Origin of the sequence: Pimelobacter simplex (genome assembly GCF_900114845.1) — a bacterium.
Classification (GTDB): Bacteria; Actinomycetota; Actinomycetes; order Propionibacteriales; family Nocardioidaceae; genus Nocardioides; species Nocardioides simplex.
In genome coordinates this window covers 93,451-115,962 of the sequence record NZ_FOUK01000009.1, presented here as the reverse complement: position 1 = coordinate 115,962, position 22,512 = coordinate 93,451, and the positions used below count along the sequence as shown (strand labels likewise).

21 protein-coding genes are annotated in these 22,512 nt (G+C 73.3%); 13 read left to right on the top strand and 8 right to left on the bottom strand.

Translation table 11 applies throughout. From position 1 onward, the window contains the following. Together BM223_RS27415 and BM223_RS27410 are read right to left on the bottom strand one after the other, a co-directional pair. A complete protein-coding gene (locus tag BM223_RS27415) occupies positions 1–471 on the bottom strand; it encodes a MarR family winged helix-turn-helix transcriptional regulator (RefSeq protein WP_038677033.1) in 471 nt (156 codons plus the stop codon). After that, the gene (locus BM223_RS27410; RefSeq protein WP_235319122.1) at positions 471–2,189 is read right to left on the bottom strand and encodes an MDR family MFS transporter; all 1,719 of its coding nucleotides are present in this window, start codon (positions 2,187–2,189) and stop codon (positions 471–473) included. The genes BM223_RS27415 and BM223_RS27410 overlap by 1 nt, the downstream gene beginning before the upstream one ends. 477 nt (positions 2,190–2,666) lie before the next feature. Between BM223_RS27410 and BM223_RS27405 the strand changes: the two genes are divergently transcribed. The 3 genes from BM223_RS27405 to BM223_RS27395 are packed head-to-tail and all read left to right on the top strand — an operon-like array spanning position 2,667 to position 5,352. Then, entirely contained in the window at positions 2,667–3,635 is a 969-nt protein-coding gene (locus BM223_RS27405; protein ID WP_038677031.1) for a MetQ/NlpA family ABC transporter substrate-binding protein, read from the top strand. Further along, on the top strand, positions 3,632–4,675 hold the full coding sequence (locus tag BM223_RS27400) for a methionine ABC transporter ATP-binding protein (protein WP_038677029.1): 1,044 nt from the start codon (positions 3,632–3,634) through the stop codon (positions 4,673–4,675). Before BM223_RS27405 ends, BM223_RS27400 begins: the two co-directional genes overlap by 4 nt. Beyond that, positions 4,675–5,352, top strand: coding sequence for a methionine ABC transporter permease (locus BM223_RS27395; RefSeq protein WP_075018791.1), 678 nt, complete (start codon positions 4,675–4,677; stop codon positions 5,350–5,352). The genes BM223_RS27400 and BM223_RS27395 overlap by 1 nt, the downstream gene beginning before the upstream one ends. Positions 5,353–5,365: 13 nt before the next feature. Here BM223_RS27395 and BM223_RS27390 read toward each other — a convergent pair whose 3' ends face one another. From BM223_RS27390 to BM223_RS27375, 4 genes are read right to left on the bottom strand one after another with little or no spacing between them, the layout of a single operon-like run. After that, positions 5,366–5,698 (bottom strand): DMT family transporter, encoded by a 333-nt coding sequence (locus BM223_RS27390; RefSeq protein WP_038677027.1) that lies wholly within the window; start codon positions 5,696–5,698, stop codon positions 5,366–5,368. Continuing rightward, entirely contained in the window at positions 5,695–7,668 is a 1,974-nt protein-coding gene (locus BM223_RS27385) for an ABC transporter ATP-binding protein (protein WP_038677024.1), read from the bottom strand. The genes BM223_RS27390 and BM223_RS27385 overlap by 4 nt, the downstream gene beginning before the upstream one ends. Continuing rightward, on the bottom strand, positions 7,665–9,404 hold the full coding sequence (locus tag BM223_RS27380) for an ABC transporter ATP-binding protein (protein ID WP_038677023.1): 1,740 nt from the start codon (positions 9,402–9,404) through the stop codon (positions 7,665–7,667). The genes BM223_RS27385 and BM223_RS27380 overlap by 4 nt, the downstream gene beginning before the upstream one ends. After that, entirely contained in the window at positions 9,404–10,009 is a 606-nt protein-coding gene (locus BM223_RS27375) for a TetR/AcrR family transcriptional regulator (protein ID WP_038677020.1), read from the bottom strand. Before BM223_RS27375 ends, BM223_RS27380 begins: the two co-directional genes overlap by 1 nt. A 313-nt stretch (positions 10,010–10,322) precedes the next feature. On the opposite strand from BM223_RS27375, the gene BM223_RS27370 reads away from it, so the two are divergent. Continuing rightward, positions 10,323–10,904 (top strand): rRNA adenine N-6-methyltransferase family protein, encoded by a 582-nt coding sequence (locus tag BM223_RS27370; RefSeq protein WP_075018789.1) that lies wholly within the window; start codon positions 10,323–10,325, stop codon positions 10,902–10,904. A gap of 27 nt (positions 10,905–10,931) precedes the next feature. Here the strand turns inward: BM223_RS27370 and BM223_RS27365 are convergent, their stop codons facing one another. Then, complete coding sequence (locus BM223_RS27365; RefSeq protein ID WP_038677017.1) at positions 10,932–12,626, bottom strand: CocE/NonD family hydrolase; 1,695 nt, start codon at positions 12,624–12,626, stop codon at positions 10,932–10,934. A gap of 101 nt (positions 12,627–12,727) precedes the next feature. Between BM223_RS27365 and BM223_RS27360 the strand changes: the two genes are divergently transcribed. Genes BM223_RS27360 through BM223_RS27320 form a run of 9 tightly spaced genes read left to right on the top strand, consistent with a single transcriptional unit; the run spans position 12,728 to position 21,822 of the window. Next, positions 12,728–13,681, top strand: a complete 954-nt coding sequence (locus BM223_RS27360; protein WP_038677015.1) for a patatin-like phospholipase family protein — start codon at positions 12,728–12,730, stop codon at positions 13,679–13,681. 43 nt (positions 13,682–13,724) lie between these two features. Further along, positions 13,725–14,723, top strand: a complete 999-nt coding sequence (locus BM223_RS27355) for a 3-oxoacyl-ACP synthase (protein WP_038677014.1) — start codon at positions 13,725–13,727, stop codon at positions 14,721–14,723. After that, positions 14,714–15,544, top strand: coding sequence for an MBL fold metallo-hydrolase (locus BM223_RS27350; RefSeq protein ID WP_052138246.1), 831 nt, complete (start codon positions 14,714–14,716; stop codon positions 15,542–15,544). Before BM223_RS27355 ends, BM223_RS27350 begins: the two co-directional genes overlap by 10 nt. Next, positions 15,531–16,793 carry a F390 synthetase-related protein gene (locus tag BM223_RS27345; RefSeq protein WP_052138245.1) on the top strand — a complete coding sequence of 421 codons (1,263 nt, stop codon included), beginning with the start codon at positions 15,531–15,533 and terminating at the stop codon, positions 16,791–16,793. Before BM223_RS27350 ends, BM223_RS27345 begins: the two co-directional genes overlap by 14 nt. Next, entirely contained in the window at positions 16,790–17,752 is a 963-nt protein-coding gene (locus BM223_RS27340) for an NAD-dependent epimerase/dehydratase family protein (protein ID WP_038677011.1), read from the top strand. The genes BM223_RS27345 and BM223_RS27340 overlap by 4 nt, the downstream gene beginning before the upstream one ends. Then, positions 17,749–18,882, top strand: coding sequence for a glycosyltransferase (locus BM223_RS27335; protein WP_038677009.1), 1,134 nt, complete (start codon positions 17,749–17,751; stop codon positions 18,880–18,882). The genes BM223_RS27340 and BM223_RS27335 overlap by 4 nt, the downstream gene beginning before the upstream one ends. Then, positions 18,882–19,439, top strand: a complete 558-nt coding sequence (locus BM223_RS27330; RefSeq protein ID WP_038677007.1) for a hypothetical protein — start codon at positions 18,882–18,884, stop codon at positions 19,437–19,439. Before BM223_RS27335 ends, BM223_RS27330 begins: the two co-directional genes overlap by 1 nt. Beyond that, the gene (locus tag BM223_RS27325) at positions 19,436–20,716 is read left to right on the top strand and encodes a glycosyltransferase (protein ID WP_038677005.1); all 1,281 of its coding nucleotides are present in this window, start codon (positions 19,436–19,438) and stop codon (positions 20,714–20,716) included. Before BM223_RS27330 ends, BM223_RS27325 begins: the two co-directional genes overlap by 4 nt. Continuing rightward, on the top strand, positions 20,713–21,822 hold the full coding sequence (locus BM223_RS27320; RefSeq protein WP_052138244.1) for a hypothetical protein: 1,110 nt from the start codon (positions 20,713–20,715) through the stop codon (positions 21,820–21,822). The genes BM223_RS27325 and BM223_RS27320 overlap by 4 nt, the downstream gene beginning before the upstream one ends. Here the strand turns inward: BM223_RS27320 and pdxH are convergent. After that, the gene (pdxH, locus tag BM223_RS27315) at positions 21,771–22,445 is read right to left on the bottom strand and encodes a pyridoxamine 5'-phosphate oxidase (protein ID WP_038677003.1); all 675 of its coding nucleotides are present in this window, start codon (positions 22,443–22,445) and stop codon (positions 21,771–21,773) included. The genes BM223_RS27320 and pdxH overlap by 52 nt on opposite strands. Positions 22,446–22,512: the final 67 nt, after the last annotated feature.

Sequence of the window (22,512 nt, the reverse complement as noted above, 5' to 3'; positions counted from 1 at the left end):
TCAGCGATCGGCCGGGATGCCGAGCGCGTCGTTGTAGCGCCGCAGCGAGCCCGCGAACGCGTGGAGCTCGTCGGCCGGCCAGTCGGCCAGCCGCGCGTCGAGCTGGTGGCGCCGCTGGTCGGCGACGACCTCGAGCCGGCGGACGCCGTCCTCGCTGGCGCTGAGGAGGGTGGCCCGGCCGTCCTCGGGGTCCGGCTCGCGGTCGACCAGGCCCAGGTCGATGAGGTGCTGGACCTGGCGGCTGATCGCGCCTTTGTCGATGTCGAACACCGCGCACATCGCCGAGGCCCGCAGGGGGCCGTGGTCGCGCACGTAGCTCAGCATCAGGTAGGACGCCGGCAGCAGGTCCGGGTGCACCGCCCGGGCCCGCTCGCCGATCACCCGGCGGATCCGCCGGATGAGGACGCCGACCTCGGTCTCGAGCTCGCGCAGCGCGTCGGCGCGGGAGGCGACGACGGTCTCGGTGTCCATCACCTGCTCCGGCCGACCGGGTCGTTCTCGGCCGCGGCGGCCTCGACGTCACCCTCGACGCCCTCGACGCCCTCGACCTCGTAGCCCGGGTAGTCGGCCGGGTTGCCGGTCGCGACCGCGCCCGCCTCGATCTCGGACTCCGCGACGCTCGGCCCGGTGGTCGTGCGCAGCGGCACCTCCTTGATGAAGAGGATGCAGAGGAAGGCGACCACAGCGAACGGCGCGGCGACCATGAACAGGTGACCGACGGCGTCGCCGAAGGAGCCCTCGTAGATCGCCCGGATCGCCGGCGGGAGGTCGGCGACCTTGGGGATGTCGCCGGTCGAGTGCTGCATCTGCTCGACCTGGGCGGGCGAGATCTTGCCGGCCGCGACGAGCTGGGCGATGCCGTCCTTGACGCCACCGGTGACCTGGTGGGCGAGCACCGCGCCGAGCGCCGCGACACCGGCGGAACCACCGATGGAGCGGAACATCGCGACGACCGAGCTGGCCGCTCCGAGGTCCTGCGGGGCGGTGTTGTTCTGGACGGCGAGGACGAGGTTCTGCATCGTCGCGCCGAGACCGACACCGGTGATCGCCATCCAGGCGCCGACGACCCACAGCGACGTCGTGGAGTCGATGGTGCCGAGCAGCGCGATGCCGGCGATGACCAGCACCATGCCGCCGACGAGCCAGCGCTTCCACAGGCCGGTCCGGGTGATCACCCGGCCGCTGAGGATGCTGGACACGAGCAGGCCGCCGACCATCGCGATGGACATCAGGCCGGCCTCGGTGGGGCTCATGCCGCGGGCGAGCTGGAAGTACTGGCTGAGGTAGACGGTCGCGCCGAACATCGCGACGCCGATCATCACCGACGCGGCGGTGGCGAGCGCGGTGGTGCGGTCGCGGAAGAGGCGCAGCGGGATCACCGGCTCGGCCGCCACGCGGGCCTCGACCCACAGGGCCGCGCCGATGAGGACCAGGCTGGCGACGACGAGCGCGGCCGACGTACCGGAGATCCAGTCGAAGTTGGTGCCGGCCAGGCTGACCCAGACCAGGAGCAGGCTGATGCCGCCCATGATGAGCGTCGCGCCGAGGTAGTCGATCTTGACGTCGCGCTTGATGGTCGGCAGGTGCAGCGTCTTCTGCAGCACGACGAACGCGAGGACGGCGACCGGGATGCCGACGATGAAGCAGCCGCGCCAGCCGAGCGGGCTGTCGACGACGATGCCGCCGAGCAGCGGGCCGCTGACCGTCGCGGTCGCGAAGACCGCACCGATGTAGCCGCTGTAGCGGCCGCGCTCGCGCGGGGAGACCATCGAGGCGATGACCACCTGGACCAGCGCGGTCAGGCCGCCGACGCCGAGGCCCTGGAAGGCACGCGCTCCGATGAGCACGCCCATGTTGGGCGCCACCGCGGCCACGACGGAGCCGATGGAGAAGATGACGAGCGCCACCTGGACCAGGAGCTTCTTGCTGAACAGGTCCGCGAGCTTGCCCCAGATCGGGGTGGTCGCGGTCATCGTCAGGAGCGTCGCGACGACGACCCACGTGTAGCCGGTCTGGCTGCCGTGCAGGTCGGTCACGATCGCGGGGAGGGCGTTGCTCACCACGGTGCTGGAGAGCATCGCCACGAACATCGCGAGCAGGAGCCCGGTCAGGGCCTCCAGGATCTCGCGGTGGGTCATCTGACCCGGTTCGGCCGGGGCCGGTGGAGCGGTGGTCATCGAGTGCGTCATCTCTTCTCGTCGTAGCGCGGGTCACCGAGTTGGTTGTGACCGGTCAACTATATGGCGATTGGTTGACGACGGCAACTTTCTGTGACGCAGGGAACGCGCCTCACCCCGCAACCTCGGACCCGCAACCTCCGCACTTCGCGGAAAAATGCAGCGACCCGCAGGTGTGGTCGGGAGACCAGGCCGGGGGACGATCCCGGTTGCACCTGCGGGTCGGGTGGCTGCGTTGAGATTCGCGCGCAGCCGACATTCGGGCGGCAGCTCGTCAGAGGCGAGCTCGCCCCATCCAGCGTCGGGCTGCTAGCGCGCAGCCACCTCACGCGTCCTGAAAGAACTCATTCTTCGGACCACCTCCTTTCCCGTGTGCCCCTACCGTAGGTCGCGCTCCGGCGGCGCACAACGGATTAACCGGCGCCACCTGTGACGCAGCCAACGTCGCCGATCAGGAATGTCGAGCGATCCACTCGGCTTTTAGCGGTCATGTCCGACGAGATCCCGCTCATCGAAGCCCCCAAGTCCCGCCTGCCGCTCATCGGCGGTGTCGCGGTGATCGTCCTGGCGGTCGTCGCCGCGGCGATCTTCCTCCTCACCCGAGGGGAGGACGACGCCCCTCGCGCGACCGGCAAGGACGGCGCCACCGCGCTGAGCGGCGACGAGCCGGTCAAGGTCGTGCTGGGCACGGTGGGGGCGAGCGACCCCTACTGGGAGACGTTCAAGAAGGCGGCCGAGGACGCCGGCATCGAGCTGGAGATCAAGGACTTCGCCGAGTACCCGGTGCCCAACCCCGCGCTCAGCGCCGGTGAGCTGGACGCCAACCAGTTCCAGCACATCGTCTACCTGGCGCAGTACAACGTCGCCAACGACGACGACCTGGTGCCGCTGGGCTCGACGGCGATCTACCCGCTCGGCCTCTACTCGCAGAAGTACGACGACGTCGCCGACATCCCCGACGGCGAGACGGTGATCGTCCCCGACGACGACTCCAACCAGGCCCGCGGCCTGCTCGTCCTGCAGTCGGCCGGCCTGATCAAGCTCAAGGACGGCGGCTCGATCTTCTCCACCGTCGCCGACGTCGACCAGTCCGCCTCGCGGGTCAAGGTGAAGGCGCTGCAGGCCGACCTCACCCCGACCTCGCTGCCCGACGTCGCCGCGGCGATCGTCAACAACGACTTCGTCGAGGACGCCGGGCTGAAGTTCGACGACGCGATCGCCGTCGACGACCCGAGCGACCCGAAGGCCGTCCCCTACGTCAACATCTTCGCCGTCCGCGCCGAGGACAAGGACAACCCGGCGCTGAAGAAGCTCGTCGAGGTCTACCAGGACACCCAGGACGTCCTCGACGGCGCCGACGAGGCCTCCGGCGGCACGGCGGAGTTCGTGAAGGTCAGCCAGGCCGACCTGGAGAAGAGCCTGCACGACGTCGAGAAGCAGATCCGCGAGCAGAAGTGACCGCTTCCACGGGCCCCCTGGTCGAGCTGCGCGGCGCGGTGAAGGAGTTCCCCGGCGCCCGTCGCGGCGACGCCGTCCACCGCGCGGTCGACGGCGTCGACCTCAGCGTGGAGCGGGGCGAGATCTTCGCGATCATCGGCTACTCCGGCGCCGGCAAGTCCACGCTGGTGCGGCTCGTCAACGCGCTCGAGCCGGTCACGGCGGGGAGCGTGGTGGTCGACGGCGTCGACGTCACCACGCTCTCCGAGCGCGGCCTGCGCGAGCTGCGCCGCGGGATCGGGATGGTCTTCCAGCAGTTCAACCTGATGGAGTCGCGCACCGTGTGGGGGAACCTGGCGTTCCCCCTCACCGTGGCCGGCATGGCGCGCGAGGAGCAGCAGCGGCGGATCTCCGAGCTGCTGCACTTCGTCGGCCTCGCCGACAAGGCCCACGCACGGGTCGGCGACCTGTCCGGCGGCCAGAAGCAGCGCGTCGGGATCGCCCGGGCGCTCGCCACCAATCCCCCGCTGCTGCTGGCCGACGAGGCCACCAGCGCGCTCGACCCCGACACCACCCGGGACGTGCTCGACCTGCTCGAGCGGGTCAACCGCGAGCTCGGCGTGACCATCCTGCTCATCACCCACGAGATGGACGTCGTCCGCCGGATCGCCCACCGGGTCGCGGTGATGGACGCCGGCAAGGTCGTCGAGCAGGGCCCCGTGGTCGACGTGTTCACCGAGCCGCAGCACGACGTGACCCGCCGCTTCGTCCGCACCGTCGTCGAGGACGTCCCCGACCCCGACGTCGTCGCCGCGCTGCGCGAGCGCCACCCCGGCCGGTTCGTACGGCTCGCGTTCCGCGACACCGCGGGCCGGCCCTCCCAGGCGTTCGCCGCCTTCGCCCGCCACGACGTCGGGTTCGAGCTCGTGCACGGCGGCATCGAGGAGATCCAGGGCACCAGCTTCGGCAACCTGACGGTCGCGCTCACCGGCGACGCCGCGGCGGTCGACGCCGCGCTCGCCGAGCTCGCACCCGTCGTCCCGTGGACGGAGGTGGCGTGATGACCGCGCTCGGCATCGACACCCGGCTCGGCGACCTGCAGCCGGAGTTCTGGCAGGCGGCGGGCGAGACCCTCGTCATGGCCTCCACCGGCCTCGTCCTGGGCGGCCTCCTCGGCCTCGCCCTCGGGCTCGGCCTGTACGTCACCCGCGGCGGCGGGCTCTACGCCAACCGGCCACTGTTCGTCGTCCTCAACGTGATCGTCAACTTCTTCCGGCCGATCCCGTTCGTCATCTTCGTGGCGGCACTGCAGCCGCTGGCCCGCGTCGTGATCGGCACCGGCATCGAGATCTGGGCGGCGACGTTCGCGATCACCATCGCCGCGATCTTCGGCGTCAGCCGGATCGTCGAGCAGAACCTGGTCACGGTCAGCCCCGGCGTGATCGAGGCGGCGCGTGCGATGGGCGCCAGCCGGGCCCGGATCGCGCTGACCGTCGTGCTCCCCGAGGCGCTCGGGCCGTTGATCCTCGGCTTCACGTTCGCCTTCGTCGCGATCGTCGACATGACCGCGATCGCGGGCGTCGTCGCCGGCGGCGGGCTCGGCTCGTTCGCCCAGCGCTTCGGCTTCCGCCAGTTCGACCAGGTGATCACCTGGTCGGCGATCGTCGTGCTGGTGGGCTTCGTGATGATCATCCAGCTGGGCGGCAACACGCTGGCCCGGCGCGTGATGAGGCGCTGACCCGCCTCAGCACCTAGGCGTGGTGGGCGCCGAGCTCGAGCATGACGACGCCCACCACGACGAACACCAGCCCGGCGACCTGGACCAGGCTCAGCGACTCGCGGAAGATCACCACCCCGAGGACGGCGATCGCCGCGACGCCCACGCCCGACCACACGGCGTACGCCGTGCCGAGCTGCATCCCACGGGTGAGTGCCTGCGAGAGCCCGTAGAACGCCACCACGTAGCCGGCGACGACCACGAGCGACGGCAGCAGGCGGGTGAAGCCCTCGGAGGCGCGCAGCGACAGGGTGGCCGCGACCTCGCTCGCGATCGCGAGGAGCAGCCACCCCCACATCGCGCTCATACGGCCGCTGCGGCGAACTGCGCGGCGTGCAGCCGCGCGAACGCGCCGTCGCGCTCGAGGAGCTCGGCGTGCGAGCCCTGCTCGACGATCCGGCCGTGCTCCATGACGAGGATCAGGTCGGCGTCGCGGATCGTGGAGAGCCGGTGCGCGATCACGAACGACGTCCGGTCGGTGCGCAGCGCCGCCATCGCCTGCTGCAGGAGCAGCTCGGTGCGCGTGTCGACCGACGAGGTCGCCTCGTCGAGGATGAGCAGCGCCGGCTGGGCCAGGAAGGCCCGGGCGATGGTGATGAGCTGGCGCTCGCCGGCCGACAGGTTGGAGCCCTCGTCGTCGACATTGGTCTCGTAGCCCTCGGGCAGCGAGTGCACGAACCGGTCGACGTACGTCGCCCGCGCGGCCGCGCGGATCTCGTCGTCGGTCGCGTCGGGACGGCCGTAGGCGATGTTGTCGCGGATCGTGCCCTCGAAGATCCAGGTGTCCTGGAGCACCATCCCGATCCGGCTGCGCAGCTCGGCGCGCGACATCGCGGTGACGTCGACGCCGTCGAGCGTGATCCGGCCGCCGTCGAGCTCGTAGAACCTCATGATCAGGTTGACCAGCGTGGTCTTGCCGGCGCCGGTGGGGCCGACGATGGCGACCATCTGGCCCGGGTGCGCGACCAGCGAGAGGTCCTCGATGAGCGGCTCCTCGGGGTCGTAGGAGAAGTCCACGTGCTCGAACGCCACCTCGCCGCGCGTCGTCCCGGTGCGGGCGGGCGCGTCGGACAGCGCGGAGGGGTCGACCTCCTCGTCGGCGTCGAGCAGCTCGAAGACCCGCTCGGCCGACGCGACGCCGGACTGCAGGAGGTTCGCCATCGACGCGATCTGGGTGATCGGCTGGGTGAACATCCGCGAGTACTGGATGAAGGCCTGCACCTCGCCGAGCGACAGCGAGCCGGACGCCACGCGCAGGCCGCCGACGACGGCGATCACGACGTAGTTGAGGTTGCCGATGAGCATCATCATCGGCATCACCAGGCCGCTGATGAACTGCGCCCGGTACGACGACTGGTAGAGCTCCTCGTTGGCCGCGTCGAACTCCGCCTCGACCGCCCGGCGCCGGCCGAACACGGTGACCAGCGCGTGCCCGGAGATGGACTCCTCGACCTGCGCGTTGAGCCGGCCGGTCTGCCGCCACTGGTTGATGAACTGGCTCTGCGAGCGCTTCATGATCCGGCCGGTGGTGAACATCGCCAGCGGCACCGACACGAGCGCGATGAGCGCGAGCAGCGGCGAGACCCAGAACATCATCCCGAGCACGCCGATCACCATGAGCAGCGAGGTGAGCAGCTGGCTCATCGTCTGCTGGAGGTTCTGCGCGACGTTGTCGATGTCGTTGGTGACCCGGCTGAGCAGCTCGCCGCGCGGCTGCTTGTCGAAGTAGGCCAGCGGGAGACGGTGGATCTTCTCCTCCACGTCGGTGCGCATCTGGCGCACGGTCGCCTGGACGACGTCGTTGACGAGGTAGCCCTGGAGCCAGCCGAGCACCTGCCCGCCGACGTACACGAGCAGCGTGATGAGCAGCAGGTGGCCGACCTTGTCGAAGTCGATGCCCTGACCGGGGATCACGTCCTTGAGCCCGCGCAGGAAGTCGGCGTAGCCGCTGTTGCCGCTCGCCTCGGCCTGCGCGACGGCGTCCGCCTGGGTGTGGCCCTCGAGCTTGCGGCCGATCAGGCCGGTGAAGACGGCGTCGGTGGCCTTGCCGAGGAGGTAGGGGCCGACCACGACGGACGCGACGCTGCCCAGTCCCAGCAGCAGGACGGCGACCGCCTTGCCCCGTGCGGGACGCAGTCGTGCGAGCAGCCGCCGCGCCGAGCTGCCGAAGTCGTCGGCCTTCTGGCCGACCATGCCGCCCATCGGGCCGCGGCCGGGGCCGCCGGTCTGCACGATCCGCTCGGTCTGCTTCATCGTGCCGTTCTTGGACTCGCTCATGCCGGGACCTCCTCTCCCTTGATGCCCTGTGAGGCCGCGATCTGCTGGTAGGTCTCGTTGTACTCGAGCAGCTCGTCGTGGGTGCCCTGGCCGACCACCTCGCCGTCCTCGAGGACGAGGATCTGGTCGGCGTCGCGGATGGTGGCGATCCGCTGCGCGACGAGCACCACCGTCGCGTGGAGCGTCACCGGCTTCAGCGCCGCGCGCAGGCGGGCGTCGGTGGCGACGTCGAGCGCCGAGAACGCGTCGTCGAACAGGTAGATCTCGGGTCGCCGGACGAGCGCGCGGGCGATGGCCAGGCGCTGGCGCTGGCCGCCGGAGACCGTCGTCCCGCCTTGCGCGACGGGGCTGTCGAGCTGCTCGGGCATCGCCCGGACGAAGTCCGCGGCCTGGGCGATCTCGAGCGCCGCCCACAGGTCGTCGTCGGTGGCGTCCGGGTTGCCGTAGCGCAGGTTCGAGGCGATGGTGCCGGTGAAGAGGAAGGCGCGCTGCGGCACCAGGCCGATCTTCGACCAGAGCAGCTCGGGGTCGAGCTCGCGGACGTCGACGCCGTCGACCCGGACCGTGCCCGCGGTGGCGTCGAGCAGGCGCGGGACGAGGTTGACCAGCGTGGTCTTGCCGGCGCCCGTCGAGCCGATCACCGCGATCGTCTGGCCCGGGCGGGCCCGGAAGCTGACGTCGCGCAGCACCGGCGCCTCGGCGCCCGGGTAGGTCAGGCCGACGCCCTCGACGTCGAGGTGGCCGGACACGGCGACCTCGGTGACCGGGTGCGCCGGCGGGACGACGCTCGTCTCGGTGTCGAGGACGGCACCGATCCGGTCGGCGCTGACGGCGGCGCGCGGCACCATCATCAGCATGAAGGTGCCCATCATCACCGACATCAGGATCTGCATCAGGTAGGCGAGGAACGCGGTGAGGGCGCCGACCTCCATCTGGCCGGAGTCGACGCGGTGGCCGCCGAACCAGATCACGCCGACGCTCGCGACGTTCGAGACCGCCATGACGAGCGGGAACATCAGCGCCATCCAGCGACCGGCCCGCAGCGAGACGGCGGTCAGGTCGTCGTTGGCCTTGCCGAAGCGGCGGCTCTCGTGGGGCTCGCGGACGAAGGCCCGGACCACGCGGATGCCGGTGATCTGCTCGCGCAGCACCCGGTTGACGTCGTCCAGGCGCTCCTGGACCTGGCGGAACGCCGGAACCATGCGGGACACGACGATGCCGATGCACACGAACAGCACCGGGACCACGGCGACGACGAGCCACGAGAGGCCGAAGTCCTCGCGCATCGCCATGATCACGCCGCCGACCATCATGATCGGGATGGTCACCGCCATCAGGCAGGTCATCATCGCCAGCATCTGCACCTGCTGGACGTCGTTGGTCGCGCGGGTGATGAGCGACGGGGCGCCGAAGTCGGAGACCTCGCGCGCCGAGAACCGGCCGATCCGGCCGAACACGGCCTTGCGCAGGTCGCGGCCGAACGCCATCGCCGCCTGGCCGCCGAACCACGCGGAGCTCATCGAGCAGGCCGCCTGGACGAGCGCGACGCCCAGCATGATCGCGCCGATCTCGATGATGTAGCCGGTGTCGCCGCGGGCGACGCCCTTGTCGATGATGTCGGCGTTGAGGCTGGGCAGGTAGAGCATCGCCACCGTCGAGGTGAACTGCAGGACGACGATGACGGACAGCCAGCCTCGGTAGGGCTGCAGGTAGGTGCGCAGGAGTCGCGTGAGCATCAGTGGGTCTCCTCGGGGGTCGCGGCCGGGCGGCGGACCGCGCCGTACAGGACCAGGTCGACGATCTGCTCGGCGGTGAGCAGGTCGCCGCCGGTGAACTTGGGGTGGGTGCCGGAGAACGTCAGCAGCCGCAGGCTCCGGACGACGAGCGCGGCGGGCTGGGTGAGCTCGTCCTGGAACGGGCTGAGCAGGTCGACCATCGCCTGCGTGGTCGCCTCGACCCGCCGGGCCCACTCGCCCTTCTGCTCCGGCGGCTCCGGCGGTCCGGTCATGCCGAGCCGCTGGAGCAGCAGGAACGACTTCGCGAACCGCCGCTGCATGACGGTGACGAGCGCGAGCGCCCGGTCGTGGAGCGATGCGTCGTCCGGGATGGCGGCGAGGTCACGCTGCATCTGGCCGGGCTCGAACGCCTTCCGCACGGTGGCGTCGATCAGCTCGTCCTTGGACGCGAAGACCCGGAAGATCGTGCCCTCCGCCACCCCCGCCGTCTCGGCGATGAGGCGCGTGGTGACCCCCCGCCCGTGGTCGTAGAGCAGCGGGAGCGTCGCCGTCATGAGCGCCTCGCGGCGCTCCTCGGGAGACAGCGGCGCAGCACGGGGTGGCATGCCCGCCAGTATGAATGAGTGAGCACTCACTCACAACTCCTTTTCCCGGCGAAGGGGCGCGTTCCGGCGGGCGAAGGGGCGCGTTCCGGCGGGCGAAGGGGCGCGTTCCGGCGGGCGAAGGGGCGCGTTCCGGCGGGCGAAGGGGCGCGTTCCGGCGGCCGAACGAGCAACGTATGACGCCCCGACGCCTCCGACCCGCACTCGCGTGCACCCTCGGCCGCCGGAACGTGCCACTTCGCGGGAAAACGGGGTGCGTGGGTGGGGGTGGGGTGCCTAGGGTCGCGGGGCATGAGCTACTTCGTGATGGTGCGTCGTGTCCGGGCAGCCGTCGGGGTCGCCGGGGTCGCCGGGGTCGCCGGGGTCGCGGGGGTCGCGGGGGTCGCGGCGCGCGTGGGGATGGCACCCGCTCCGGCCTGAGGCCGCCCGCCGCCTGGTCGCGGACGCCGAGGTCGGCGCGGACGACCTGGTCCTCGACGTGGGCGCCGGGGACGGCGCGCTGGCGGCGCCGCTCCTGGCCACGGGCGCCACGGTGATCGCGGTCGAGCTGCACGCGCGGCGGGCCGCCCTCCTCCGCGATCGGTACGGCGAGCGCGGGCTGCGCGTCGTCCGCTGCGACCTGCGCGAGCTGCGCCTGCCGGCCCGGCCGTTCCGGGTGGTCGCCAACCCGCCGTACGCGGCGACGACCGCGCTGGTGCGGCTGCTGCTGGGCAGCGACCGGCTGGTCCGCGCCGACCTGGTGCTGCAGGGCGGCGCGGCCCGCCGCCTGGTGGAGCGGCCGCCCCCGGCCCGGCACGTACGGCGCTACCGGCTGGAGGTGGTCGGCCCGCTGCCGCGCTCGGCGTTCCGGGTGCCGCCGAAGGTCGACTCGGTGCGGCTGCGGATCGAGCGCGGATGACCGCGCACCGGGCCGACCGGACGCCGCTCAGGGCGCCAGCGCGGCCTCCAGGTCGCTGCCCGGCAGCACCGGCACCCGCAGCACGGCTCCGTCGGCGCCACCGAGGCGCACCGTGTGCAGCCCGGGCAGCGCGAGCAGCGAGGCGACCGACGAGCCGACGAGCTGGACCCGGATCCGGTGCCCCGCGCGGAACCTGTTGCCCACCGGCCACAGCTCCACCTGGTAGCGCCGGAACTGACCGGCCCGGGCGGGCGCGGGGTGGGTGTAGTCGCCATAGGGCTGGACGACCTCGCCGTCGACGACGAGCGACCGGTCCAGGTCGACGCCGGGGTAGCTGGTCGAGAGCCGGCCGACGGTCAGCGGGTGCGACGAGCCGTCGGGGGCGACGTCGGAGAGCACCGCCCAGATGCCGGTCCCGGGGGTGGTCGTCGCGAGCGACAGGTCGAGCGCGAGCGGTCCGGCGAGGTCGACGTCGGCACGCAGCGCCTTCGTCGTGAAGGTCAGCCCGGTCAGGCCGTCGAGCGCCGCGAGCCGGCTGTCGGCGAGCAGCGGGAGCGCTCCGGTGAGCGCGCTGGCGCCACCGGCCTCGATGATCGCCGCATTGGGGACGTCGGACGCCGTCGGCAGCGACGGCACCGTCAGGTACGACGCCAGCCCGGTCGCCGCCGGCGTGCCGGTCTGCAGCCCCCGTCCCGGCGCGAGCGAGAGCGTCGTCCAGCTGGTGCCGGGAACGGGCCAGTCGGCGGCCTCGCGGCGCACGTGCTCCCCCGCCAGGTACGACGCCCGCGAGCCCTTCGCCAGCAGCAGGCTGACGGCCGGCGTGGCCTCGATCCCGTTGTCGACGCCGCGCACGTAGTGGTCGAGCCAGGCAGCGGCCTCGCCGCGGCCGCCGTCGCTGCCGACGGGGACGCCGTCGTGACCGCCCTCCATGACCAGGTGGGCGCCGTCGGAACGCAGCGCCTGGAAGGCCTGGAAGGCGCCCCGCGACTCGACGTCGTAGAAGCCGTTGATCATGAGCACCGGGATGTCGTTGGCGTCGCCGCGCCAGCCGCGCTCGCGCCACCACTGGTCGAGCGTCGGGTGCGCCAGCACCCCCAGGCCGCTCGCGAAGAGCCCCCCGATCACGCCGAACGCCGACTCCGGCGAGCGCTGCAGCCGGTCGATGCCCTGGAGCAGCGCGGGGGCGCCGATCATCGCGATCACGCCGGCGCCGGGGACCAGGTTGAGGATCGCGCCGGGCACGAGCAGGTCGCGGTAGAGCTCGTGCGTGCCGGACTTGAGGATCGCCGCCTTCACGCAGGGCAGCTCCTGGTGCCAGGAGTTGTAGAGCACGATCGCGCTCGCCGAGAAGCCGTTGAGTGCGAGCCGGCCGTCGCTGAACGGCTGGTGGCACGCCCACCGCAGCACCTCGACGACGTCGCGCTGGCTCGCCGGCCCGAGCGCGTCGAACGAGCCGTCGCTGTCGCCGGTGCCGCGGATCTGGACGAGGAGGTAGTTGTAGTCGGGGCCGACCTCGAGCGTCCGGCTGCCGTCGCCGTACGGCGAGAACTCGACCACCGTGGGCTTCGCGGACACCGGCCCGGTGCTGGTGAGCGTGGTCTGCAGCGACACGCCGTCGGAGGTGGTGAACCGCTGGTCGACCGAGACCGGCGGCGGCGGGTCGCCGGCGGTCGCCGGTGGCGCGCTCAGCCCCGCCACGGCCAGGCTGCCGGCGGCGAGCATGCCGGCAGAGAGTCTGGTGAGGGTTCGCAGACGGCCCATGTGAGCACAACGACACGGCCTCACCTGGGCTATGTCGCGCCCCTCTGCGAAGAATGGGGTCCATGGCACGCATCGCACTGGTCCTCGGCTCCGGCGGCGCTCGCGGCTACGCCCACCTCGGTGCGGTGCAGGAGCTGCGCGAGCGCGGGCACGAGATCGTCGCCGTCTCCGGCACCTCGATGGGCGCGGTCGTCGGCGGCCTGGTCGCGGCCGGCAAGGACGAGGAGTTCGCCACCTGGGCCTCGACGCTCACCCAGCGCCGCGTGGTCCGGCTCGCCGACCCCACCTGGTCCGGCGGCGGCGCGGCCACCGCCGAGCGGCTGATGGCGGCCCTCGACGACATCGTCGGCGAGGTGCTCATCGAGGACCTGCCGATCCCCTTCACCGCGGTCGCGACCGACCTCGCCGCCCGCCGCGAGGTCTGGTTCCAGCGGGGTCCGCTCATCCCGGCGATCCGCGCGTCGATAGCGATCCCCGGCCTGTTCACCCCGGCCGTGGTCGACGGACGGGTGCTCGTCGACGGCGGCCTGCTCAACCCGCTCCCCCTCGACCCCACCGCCGCGGCGGCCGCCGACTTCACCCTCGCGGTCTCGCTGCAGGGTCCGCGCGAGCCCCACGAGCCCGCCTCGCCGGCCCGCGGCTTCTCGGTCCGCACGGCCGAGTGGGCCACCGAGTGGGCCACCGAGCTGCGCCGCCGGTTCCGCCGCGGCGACCTCGGTCCCGACGCCGGCGACGACCTCGCGGACGTCGTCCCCATCGGCAGCCCGGAGGCCCCCGCCGAGGCTCCGGCCGAGTCGCCCGGGCGCCCCGACGTCCGCACGTCCGAGGTGGTCGCGCTCTCGTTCGACGCGATGCAGAGCCTGATCACCCGCTACCGCCTGGCCGCGCTGCCGCCCGACGTCCTCGTCACCATCCCGCTGGGCGCCGCGCGCACGCTCGACTTCCACCGGGCGACCGAGCTCCTCGAGCTCGGCCGCACGCTGACCGCCACCGCGCTCGACGCCGCGGGACGCTGAGCCGCCCGACTATCCTCGTCGGACCAGACGAAGGGGGGCTCCCGTGCCAGGTCTCGGGTCGCGCGCGCTGCGCATCCTCGGCACCGCCGCGGTGCTGCCGGACGAGGCGCTCACGAGTGCGGAGCTCGACGAGCGCCTCGGCCTGCCCGCCGGGACCGTCGAGGACCGGACGGGCGTCCGGGTCCGGCACGTCGAGCGCGGCAGCGCCGCGGCGCTCGGTGCGCAGGCCGCCCGCAAGGCGCTCGCCGCCGCAGGCCTGACCCTCGACGACGTCGACGTCATCCTCGGCGCGAGCGCGACGCCGGACCAGCCGCTGCCCTGCAACGCCGCGCTGCTGCACGAAGAGCTCGCCCCCGCGCGACCGGTGCCGGCGTGGGACGTCAACGCGAGCTGCCTGAGCTTCCTGGTCGCGCTCGACCTGGCCGCGACCCTCGTCGACGCCGGCCGGCACGAGCGGATCCTCATCGTGTCCAGCGACCTGGCCTCGGTCGGGCTCGACTGGTCCGACCTCGGCGCGTCCGGGATCTTCGGCGACGGCGCCGCCGCCGTGGTCGTCGGCCACGCCGGCACGACGGGATCGTCCGTCCTGGCCGCCGGTCTCGCCACCCACAGCGAGGGCGCGCACACCTGCGAGATCAAGGGCGGCGGCTCGCGCCACGCGCCCGACCGGGTCAGCGGCGACTACGCCGACTGGGCGCGCTTCCGGATGGAGGGCGGCGCCGTCTTCCGGCTCGCCATCAAGCACCTGCCGCCGTTCGTCGAGGGCCTGCTCGACGAGGCCGGGACGACGATGGCCGACCTGTCCGTGGTCGTGCCGCACCAGGCGAGCCACCACGCGCTCACCTGGGTCCGGCAGCGGTTCGGCATCACCGACGAGCAGTTCGTCGACATCTACGCCGACCACGGCAACCAGGTCGGCGCCTCGCTGCCGTCCGCACTGCACGCGGCGATCGAGAGCGGTCGGCTGCAGCGGGGCGACCGGGCGCTCCTCCTCGGCACCGGCGCCGGACTCAGCCTCGGCGGGATCGTGCTGTGCTACTGACCGAGATCCCCACCGACCAGCCGCCCGTCACCCTGCACTGGCTGCGGGTCGGGCACTGCGTCCAGATCGAGGGCCTGGCCCGCAAGGGCGCGCCGCTGCGGCGGATCGAGTTCCCGTCGTACGCGGCCGCGATCGGGCACCCCGACCACGGCTGGACCCTCTTCGACACCGGGTACGCCGACCACTTCTTCACCGCCACCCAGCGACTCCCCGCGCGGCTCTACCGCGAGCTGCTCCCGGTCACGCTGCCCGACGACCAGCACCTGCCGGACCAGCTGCGCGGACTCGGCATCGACCCGCTCGACGTACGACGCGTGGTGGTCTCGCACTTCCACGGCGACCACGTCGCGGGCCTGCGCGACTACCCGAACGCCCGCATCTACGCGGGTGCTGCCGGCGGCGCGCAGATCACCGGCCTCAAGGGGATCAACGCGATCCGGCACGGCCTCCTGCCGGCGATGCTGCCCGACGACCTGCGCGAGCGGCTCGTCGCCGCCGACGACCTGCCGGGCGGCGACCTGCTCGGTGACGGCAGCCTGGTCGTCGTCCCGCTGCCCGGCCACATGCCCGGCCACCTCGGGCTCGTGCTCACCGCCACCGACGGCCGCCAGGTGCTGCTCGCCGGCGACGCCGCGTGGTTCACGAAGTCGATCACCGACCTCGCACCGCCGTCCCGCCTGGCCGGGATCGCCTTCGACGACTGGACCACCGCGATGGGCACCCTCGGCGCGCTCCACTCCCTGCACCGCGCCCGCCCCGACCTGCTGTTTCTCCCGGCCCACTGCACCGCCGGCTTCGACGCCTGGCATGCCGGCCTCTGACCCGCGAGCCGTCGCGGGAGCGTTCGCCCGCGAGCGCTGGCTCCCGAGCGGTGGCTTCGACCGGCGGCGGGCCCGCGCCCTCGACCGGTTCCTGCGCGTCGAGCTGCCCGAAGCCCCGTTCTACGCGGACTTCGCGGGCGCCCCGCTGTCCGAGCTGCCGGTCGTCGACAAGCGCACGGTGCTCGCCGACTTCGCGTCGTTCAACCGGCACGGCATCACGCTCGACCAGGCGCTCGCCGTGGCCGAGTCGGCCGAGCGCTCCCGCGACTTCGCGAGCACCCTGCCCGGTGGCGTCACCGTCGGCCTCTCGTCAGGCACGTCCGGCACCCGCGTCGTCTTCCTCGTCTCCGAGGCGGAGAGCCGCCTGTGGGCAGGGATCCTGATGGGTCAGCTCATGTCGCCCACCTCGTTGCGGACGATGCTGCGCCGCCCGCTGCGGGTCGCGCTGTTCCTGCGCGCCAACAGCAACCTCTACGAGACGCTCGACAGCAGCCGGGTCGCGTTCTCGTGGCACGACCTCACCGTCCCGCTCGAGACGCACCTGCCCCGGCTGTCCGGCACCGACGTTCTCGTCGCGCCGGCGGGCGTACTGCGCCGGATCGCCGAGGCCGCACCGCCCGGGCTGCGCCCGCTCCAGGTGGTGTCGGTCGCCGAGACCCTGGAGCCCGACGACGAGGCGGTCATCGCCGCGGCCTGGGGACGCCCGGTCGAGCAGATCTACCAGGCCACCGAGGGACTGCTCGCGGTGAGCTGCCCGGCAGGCCGGCTGCACCTCAACGAGGGGCACCTCCACGTCGAGCCGGAGTGGATCGACCACCGGCGCTTCCACCCCGTGATCACCGACTTCACCCGGACCACCCAGTACGTCGTGCGGCACCGGCTCGACGACGTCCTCCTCGCGGCACCGGGCCCCTGCCCGTGCGGACGGCCGGGCCGGAGCATCGCCGCCGTCCTCGGCCGGGCCGACGACGTGCTGACGCTGCCGCCCACGGACGCACCGGTCTACCCCGACGCGCTGCGGCACGCGGTGGCACTGGCCGGCGAGCTCGGCGACTACCGCATCGAGCAGCACGGCGACCAGTGGCGCCTCGCCACCACCCTCGGCGGCCCGGACGCCGTCCCCCGGGTCGCTGCCGAGGTCGGCCGGCTCGCCCGGCGGCTCGGCGGCCGGGCGCCCGAGCTCGTCCCGATGGCGTGGCCGGTCGAGGCACCGGACCAGAAGCGACGACGGATCAGGAAGGTGACATGAGGATTCTCGTGACCGGAGCCTCCGGCTTCGTCGGCGGCCGGCTCGCGGAGCTGGCACGCGAGGCGGGCCACGAGGTGATCGGCCTGGGCCGGCGCCGCCTCGACCAGCCGGGCTACCTGAGCGTCGATCTCGGCCGGACGCCGGCCGACGAGCTGCCCGCGCTCCCCTGGCGGCCCGACGCGGTGATCCACTGCGCCGCCCGCGCCACCCCCTATGCGAAGCGCGCCGACTACGACCGCGACAACGTGGTCGCCACCCAGACCGTGCTCGACTGGTGCGCGGCGCTGGGGAGCCCGCGGCTGGTGCACGTGTCGTCGTCCTCGGTGCTCTACCGCGACGGCGACCAGCTCGACCTCACCGAGGAGACGCCGCTGCCCGCGACGTTCGCCAACGACTACGCCCGCACGAAGGCCGACTCGGAGCGGATCGTCCGTACCTACGGGGGTTCGTGGGTGATCGCCCGGCCGCGGGCGGTCTTCGGGCCGGGCGACACGGTGCTCTTCCCGCGGATCATCGCGGCCGCCAAGGCCGGACGGGTCCCCCGCCTGACCGGACGCGCGACGCCGGCCGTCGGCGACCTGGTCTACGTCGACAACCTCGCCACCTACCTGCTGCAGCTCGCCGACCGCCCCGACCTCGGCGGCGTCTACCACCTGACCAACGCCGAGCCGGTCGAGATCCAGGCGCTGCTGCTCGAGGTGATCGAGCGGCTCGGGCTGCAGGCCCCGACCCGCGAGGTGTCGCTGACGACGGCGATGCGCGCCGCGACCGTGCTCGAGAGGACGTGGCGGGTGCTGCGCCTCCCGGGCGAGCCGCCCATCACCCCCTATGGCGTGGGCGTCCTGAGCTGGTCCAAGACGTTCGTCCCCGACAAGATGCTGCGCGACCTCGGCGCGCCGCCGATCTCCGTCGCCGAGGGCGTCGAGTCCTTCGTCGCGTGGCAGAAGGAGCACCTGTGAGCCGCTGGGTACGACGGGCCGCCGCCGGCTACCTCGCCCTGCAGGCCGGCAAGTCGGCCGCCGCCCTCCGGGCGGCCGCGAAGGCCCCCGCGGCCGTCGAGCCCGCCGACGACGCGATCGCGAAGGTGGTCGTCGTGCAGCCCGTCCTGTCGGGAGATCCCGGTCTCGAGGACGCCCTGCGCGACAACCTGATCGCACTCGACGGCGCCCGCTTCGTCTGGCTCATCGACGCCGACGATCGCGAGGCGCACCGGGTCGTCGACCAGATCGGGCCCGCGCCCCGCCTGGAGGTCCGCGTCTGCGAGGCAGCCCCCGACGGGATCAACCCCAAGCTCGCCAAGCTCCAGCCCGCGCTCGACGACTGCGCGGACGACGAGATCCTCCTCGTCCTCGACGACGACACCCGGCTGCCGCGGACCAGCCTCGGCGCCCTGCTCGGCGGCCTCGACCGGGCGACGCTCGCGACCGGCCTGCCGGCGTACCTGCCTGGGGGCACGGTGTGGGCGCGGCTGGTCGAGCAGTTCGTCGACAACAACGCGGCTCTGACCTACCTGCCGATGGCGCCGGTGACGATCAACGGGATGTGCTGGGCCATGCGGGTCGCGGACCTGCGTGCCGTAGGGGGATTCACGCCGATCCTGCGCAACCTCACCGACGACCTCGCCGTCGCCGGCGCGGTGCTCGGCGGCGGCGGGACGATCTGCCAGACCGCGTCACCGCAGTGGATCACGACGACGGTACCCGGCCCGGCGCCGTACGTGCGGCTGATGCACCGCTGGATGCTCTTCGCCAACCTGCTCCTGCGCCGCCAGCCGCCTGCCACCGTGGGCGCGATCAGCGTCCTGCACGGCGTGCACCCGAACCTGCTCTGGGTGGTGCTTGTCGGCTCGCTGCGTTCACGCCGGCTCCTGCCGCTGGTGGCCGTGCTCGGCGGCCGCGCGCTGCTCCTGCGCGGCCTGCAGCGCCGGATCTACGGGCGTCCGCTCCACGCACCCGTGCTGTCGCTGGTCTCCGAGCTCGTGCAGCCCGCGCACCTCGGGCACGGCGCGGTGCAGCGGACCATCCGGTGGCGGACCCGCACCTACCGGGTGCGCTCGGACGACGACTTCGCGCCGGTGCCGGGCCGCTGATGGACCTCCAGGTGCTGCACCTGACCGGGCAGAGCGACCCGCGCTCGTGCGCGCTCTCCCCGGTGCAGAGCGCCTTCCTCGACGCGCTGCCGCTCGCGGACGAGGCGAAGGTGCGGCTCAACTTCCCCTACGACACCGGGCTCGCGCCGTACCGGCCGGTGCCGCTGTGGCTCGGCAGCCTGCGCCACCTCGTGCTGTTCTGGCGGATCCGGCTCGCGCGGCGGCGCTGGGCGGCGCGGGTGCTGCCGACGGTCACGCGGCAGCTGGCCGCCGCCGACCGGACGCTGGTGCTGGCCGGGTCGATCGGGCTCGACCTGCTCGGCCGGCTCGCGCTCCCCCAGGACGTGCTCGACCGGCTCGTCGTCGTCGCCTACGGCGCGGTCGCGACCCGGCCGCCGTCCTGCCGGACGATCCGGGTCGGGAGCCGCGGCGACCACCTGGCCCGCTGGTGGCCGCACGACGTCACTGTCGATGCGGGACACCTCGACTACCTCGCCGCCCCCGAGCTCGCCGCGCTCTGCCGCGCGTTGCTGGCCGAGCTGAAGGCCCCTCGATGAGCCTCGTCGACCTGGTGGCGCCGCCGATGGCGGGCCACCTGCACCCCATCCTCGGCATCGCCGCGCGGCTGGCCCGTGAGCCCGGCATCGAGGTGCGGGTGATCAGCACCGCCGGCGCGGGGCCCGCGATCGCCGCGTCCGGCGTGCCGGGGCTCGCGCTGCTGGAGGGTGCCGACGAGGTCCTCGAGACGGTCGTGAACCCGCCTTACCGGATCGGCAGCAACCCGCGCCGACTCGCCCGCCAGCTGCGGGCCGCGGTCGGGCTGCAGCGGGAGTTCCGCGGCGAGCTGCTCGGCGTGTGGGCCGTGCGGCGCCCCGACCTGGTGCTCGCGGACTTCACCATGGGCGCGGTCGGCAGCGCCGCCGACGAGATCGGCGTGCCCTGGTGGACGACCCACCCCTCGCCATGCGCGATCGAGGGTCGCAGCGGGCCGCCGTCGTACCTGGGTGGGTGGCGGCCGGGCGTCGGCGTCCTGGGCCGCGGACGGGACGCCGTGGGGCGCGCGATCGTGCGCGGGTTCAAGGGACTGGCGCCGCGCCTGGCCGGCGTCCGGCTGGCCGACGTGGGCCTGGCGCGCCTGCACCGCCCCGACGGCTCGGAGGCGATCTACTCGCCCGAGCGGATCTTCGCGCTCACCCCCGAGGCGATCGAGTTCCCCCGCTCGCTGCCGGCCGCGGTGCGCTACGTCGGCCCCGTCCTCCACACCCCGCCCACCCCGGCGCCGCCGCCGGAGCTCACGCCCGGACGGCCCGCCGTCCTCGTCACCGCCGGGACGCACCTGCCCTGGCACAAGCAGGCGCTCCTCGCCGCCGCCACCGAGGCCGCCGCCGCCCTTCCGGACGTCGACCTGCACGTCAGCCTGGGCGGCGATCCGGTGCCCGCCTCGGCGCTCGGGAGCGGCGTCACCGTGCACCAGTACGTCGACTACGCCCGCGACCTGCCCCGCTTCGCCGCCGTCGTCCACCACGGTGGCGCCGGCGTGCTCGGCCACACGCTCGCCGCCGGGCTGCCCTCCGTGGTGGTGCCCGTGGACTACGACCAGTTCGACCACGCCGTCCGCCTCACCGAGGCCGGTGTCGCCGTCGCCGTGACCACCACGCTCGCCGCCGCGATCCGGACGGTGCTCGACGAGCCGTCGTACCGGCGGGCGGCGGAGGAGATCGCCGCCGGCCTCGCCCGCACCCCCGCCGTCGAGCTCGTCGCCGCCGAGGTCCGGGCACGATTGAGCGGATTCGGCCCCACGACCGCGGATCCGGCGGCAGGATTCGCCCCATGACCCTGGGGCTCCCCCCTGAAGAAGACGACCGCGCCCTCCTCACCGCGCTCATCGCCGCAGCCGCGCCGGACGCCGTACCGGCCGACCAGGCGATCCCCCTCCTCTGCCGCATCGACGAGACCGACGTCGTTGCGCTGGCCCGCCTCGCCTACCACGCCCTGACCGGGGTCGCGCCCGGTCCCGGCACGCCGGAGCCGGCCGCGCCCACGGACCTGGAGCCCGGCTTCCCGCCGTTCGCCTCCGAGGTTCTCGTCCGCGCCATCGTCGGACCCGACCACCGCCGCCCGACCCCCCAGGCGCTGCTCGTCGTCCTGGAGCTGGTGGGGGCGGGCAACTGGCCGACCAGCGGCCGGCCGCACGTGGTGCTGGCGGAGCCGGAGCCTGTGGTCGAGGTCGGCCCGGAGCCGGTGGTCGAGGTCGAGCCCGCGCCGGTCGCGGCGAAGCCCGCGCCGGAGGAGTTCCGCTCGCTGCTCCTCCCCACCCGCGCGGTCCCCCGCTTCGACCCGCTCACGGATCCGCTCCCCGAAGTCGTCGCCACCCCCACGCCGCCCGCTCCGGAGCCCGTCGTGGCCGTCGAGCCCATCGAGCCCGAGTCGGAGGTGCTCGCCGAGCCAGAGCCCGCGCCGCCGGCACCGCCCGAGCCCGAGCCCACCGACCCCGAGCCCACCGCCCCCGAGCCCATCGAGCCCGAGCCCATCGAGCCCGAGCCGATCGAGCCCACCGAGCCCACCGACGACACCGCCCGCCACGTCGATCCCACCGCCCGCCCCGCCCAGGACGAGTTCCGCCAGATCGTCGCGCCGACCTACGAGGTCCCGCACTTCGCCCCGCTCGAGGGGGCCGGTCCGATGCCGGGCCTCGGCGGGCCGGAGCGGCGCCGGCGCTCCGGGCGCAAGGGGCGCAAGCGGCACCAGAGCACGGTCAACCACACCTCGGCGCAGGACCGGCGCCAGACGTTCGTCCTGGTGGCGGTGATCCTGGTCCTGGTCGTGCTGGGGGCGATCTACGCGGCCAGCCGGGACGACGACACGCCCCAGGACGGCGCCGGAGACCCTCAGGGCGCGAGCCGCGTCCTCGACCAGCCCCCGGCAGCAGCGCGCCCGTAGCGGATCCGGTCGTGGAGGCGGCCCGGGCGACCCTGCCAGAACTCGAACGACGCCGGCCGGACGACGTACCCGCCCCACGCCGGCGGCACCGGGACGTCCTGGCCGGCGAAGCGGTCCTCGGCCGCCCGGTAGGCGTCCTCGAGGGCACCACGACCGGAGACGACAGCTGACTGGGGGGACGCCCAGGCTCCGAGCTGCGAGCCCCGCGGCCGCGACGAGAAGTACGACGTCACGTCGGCCTCCGCCAGGGGCACCGCCGTCCCCTCGACCCGCACCTGCCGCTCGAGGGGGTGCCACGGGAAGAGCAGGGCGCAGCGGGGCTCGTGGGCGAGCGCCTGGCCCTTGCGGGACCCGGTGTTGGTGAAGAACCGGAAGCCCTCGCCGGCACCGGCCGCCTGCACGCCCTTCAGCAGCACCATCCGCGCCGACGGCGTCCCGTCAGGGTCGACGGTGGCGACGACCATGGCATTGGGCTCGTGGACGCCGGCCGCGGCGACGTCGTCGAACCAGCGCTGCCAGAGCACCCACGGATCGTCCGGGACGTCGGCCTCGGCGAGCCCGCGGTCGCCGTACTCCTTGCGGAGGGCGGCCAGGTCGTCACGCGCGTCGGCATCGGCGGGCATGGGGCCAGCGTAGGGGGGTGGAGGGGAAGTGGGGCAGAATGCCGGGTGGCCCGCGGGCCGCCCGGCC

Bases quoted from the DNA above. Each gene is read 5' to 3' on its own strand.
- BM223_RS27395 (WP_075018791.1), top strand. From the start codon at position 4,675: ATGACCGCGCTCGGCATCGACACCCGGCTCGGCGACCTGCAGCCGGAG.
- BM223_RS27415 (WP_038677033.1), bottom strand. From the start codon at position 471: ATGGACACCGAGACCGTCGTCGCCTCCCGCGCCGACGCGCTGCGCGAG.
- BM223_RS27330 (WP_038677007.1), top strand. From the start codon at position 18,882: ATGGACCTCCAGGTGCTGCACCTGACCGGGCAGAGCGACCCGCGCTCG.
- BM223_RS27410 (WP_235319122.1), bottom strand. From the start codon at position 2,189: ATGACGCACTCGATGACCACCGCTCCACCGGCCCCGGCCGAACCGGGT.
- BM223_RS27340 (WP_038677011.1), top strand. From the start codon at position 16,790: ATGAGGATTCTCGTGACCGGAGCCTCCGGCTTCGTCGGCGGCCGGCTC.
- BM223_RS27360 (WP_038677015.1), top strand. From the start codon at position 12,728: ATGGCACGCATCGCACTGGTCCTCGGCTCCGGCGGCGCTCGCGGCTAC.
- BM223_RS27320 (WP_052138244.1), top strand. From the start codon at position 20,713: ATGACCCTGGGGCTCCCCCCTGAAGAAGACGACCGCGCCCTCCTCACC.
- BM223_RS27405 (WP_038677031.1), top strand. From the start codon at position 2,667: ATGTCCGACGAGATCCCGCTCATCGAAGCCCCCAAGTCCCGCCTGCCG.
- BM223_RS27365 (WP_038677017.1), bottom strand. From the start codon at position 12,626: ATGCTCGCCGCCGGCAGCCTGGCCGTGGCGGGGCTGAGCGCGCCACCG.
- BM223_RS27325 (WP_038677005.1), top strand. From the start codon at position 19,436: ATGAGCCTCGTCGACCTGGTGGCGCCGCCGATGGCGGGCCACCTGCAC.
- BM223_RS27375 (WP_038677020.1), bottom strand. From the start codon at position 10,009: ATGCCACCCCGTGCTGCGCCGCTGTCTCCCGAGGAGCGCCGCGAGGCG.
- BM223_RS27380 (WP_038677023.1), bottom strand. From the start codon at position 9,404: ATGCTCACGCGACTCCTGCGCACCTACCTGCAGCCCTACCGAGGCTGG.
- pdxH (WP_038677003.1), bottom strand. From the start codon at position 22,445: ATGCCCGCCGATGCCGACGCGCGTGACGACCTGGCCGCCCTCCGCAAG.
- BM223_RS27385 (WP_038677024.1), bottom strand. From the start codon at position 7,668: ATGAGCGAGTCCAAGAACGGCACGATGAAGCAGACCGAGCGGATCGTG.
- BM223_RS27345 (WP_052138245.1), top strand. From the start codon at position 15,531: ATGCCGGCCTCTGACCCGCGAGCCGTCGCGGGAGCGTTCGCCCGCGAG.
- BM223_RS27390 (WP_038677027.1), bottom strand. From the start codon at position 5,698: ATGAGCGCGATGTGGGGGTGGCTGCTCCTCGCGATCGCGAGCGAGGTC.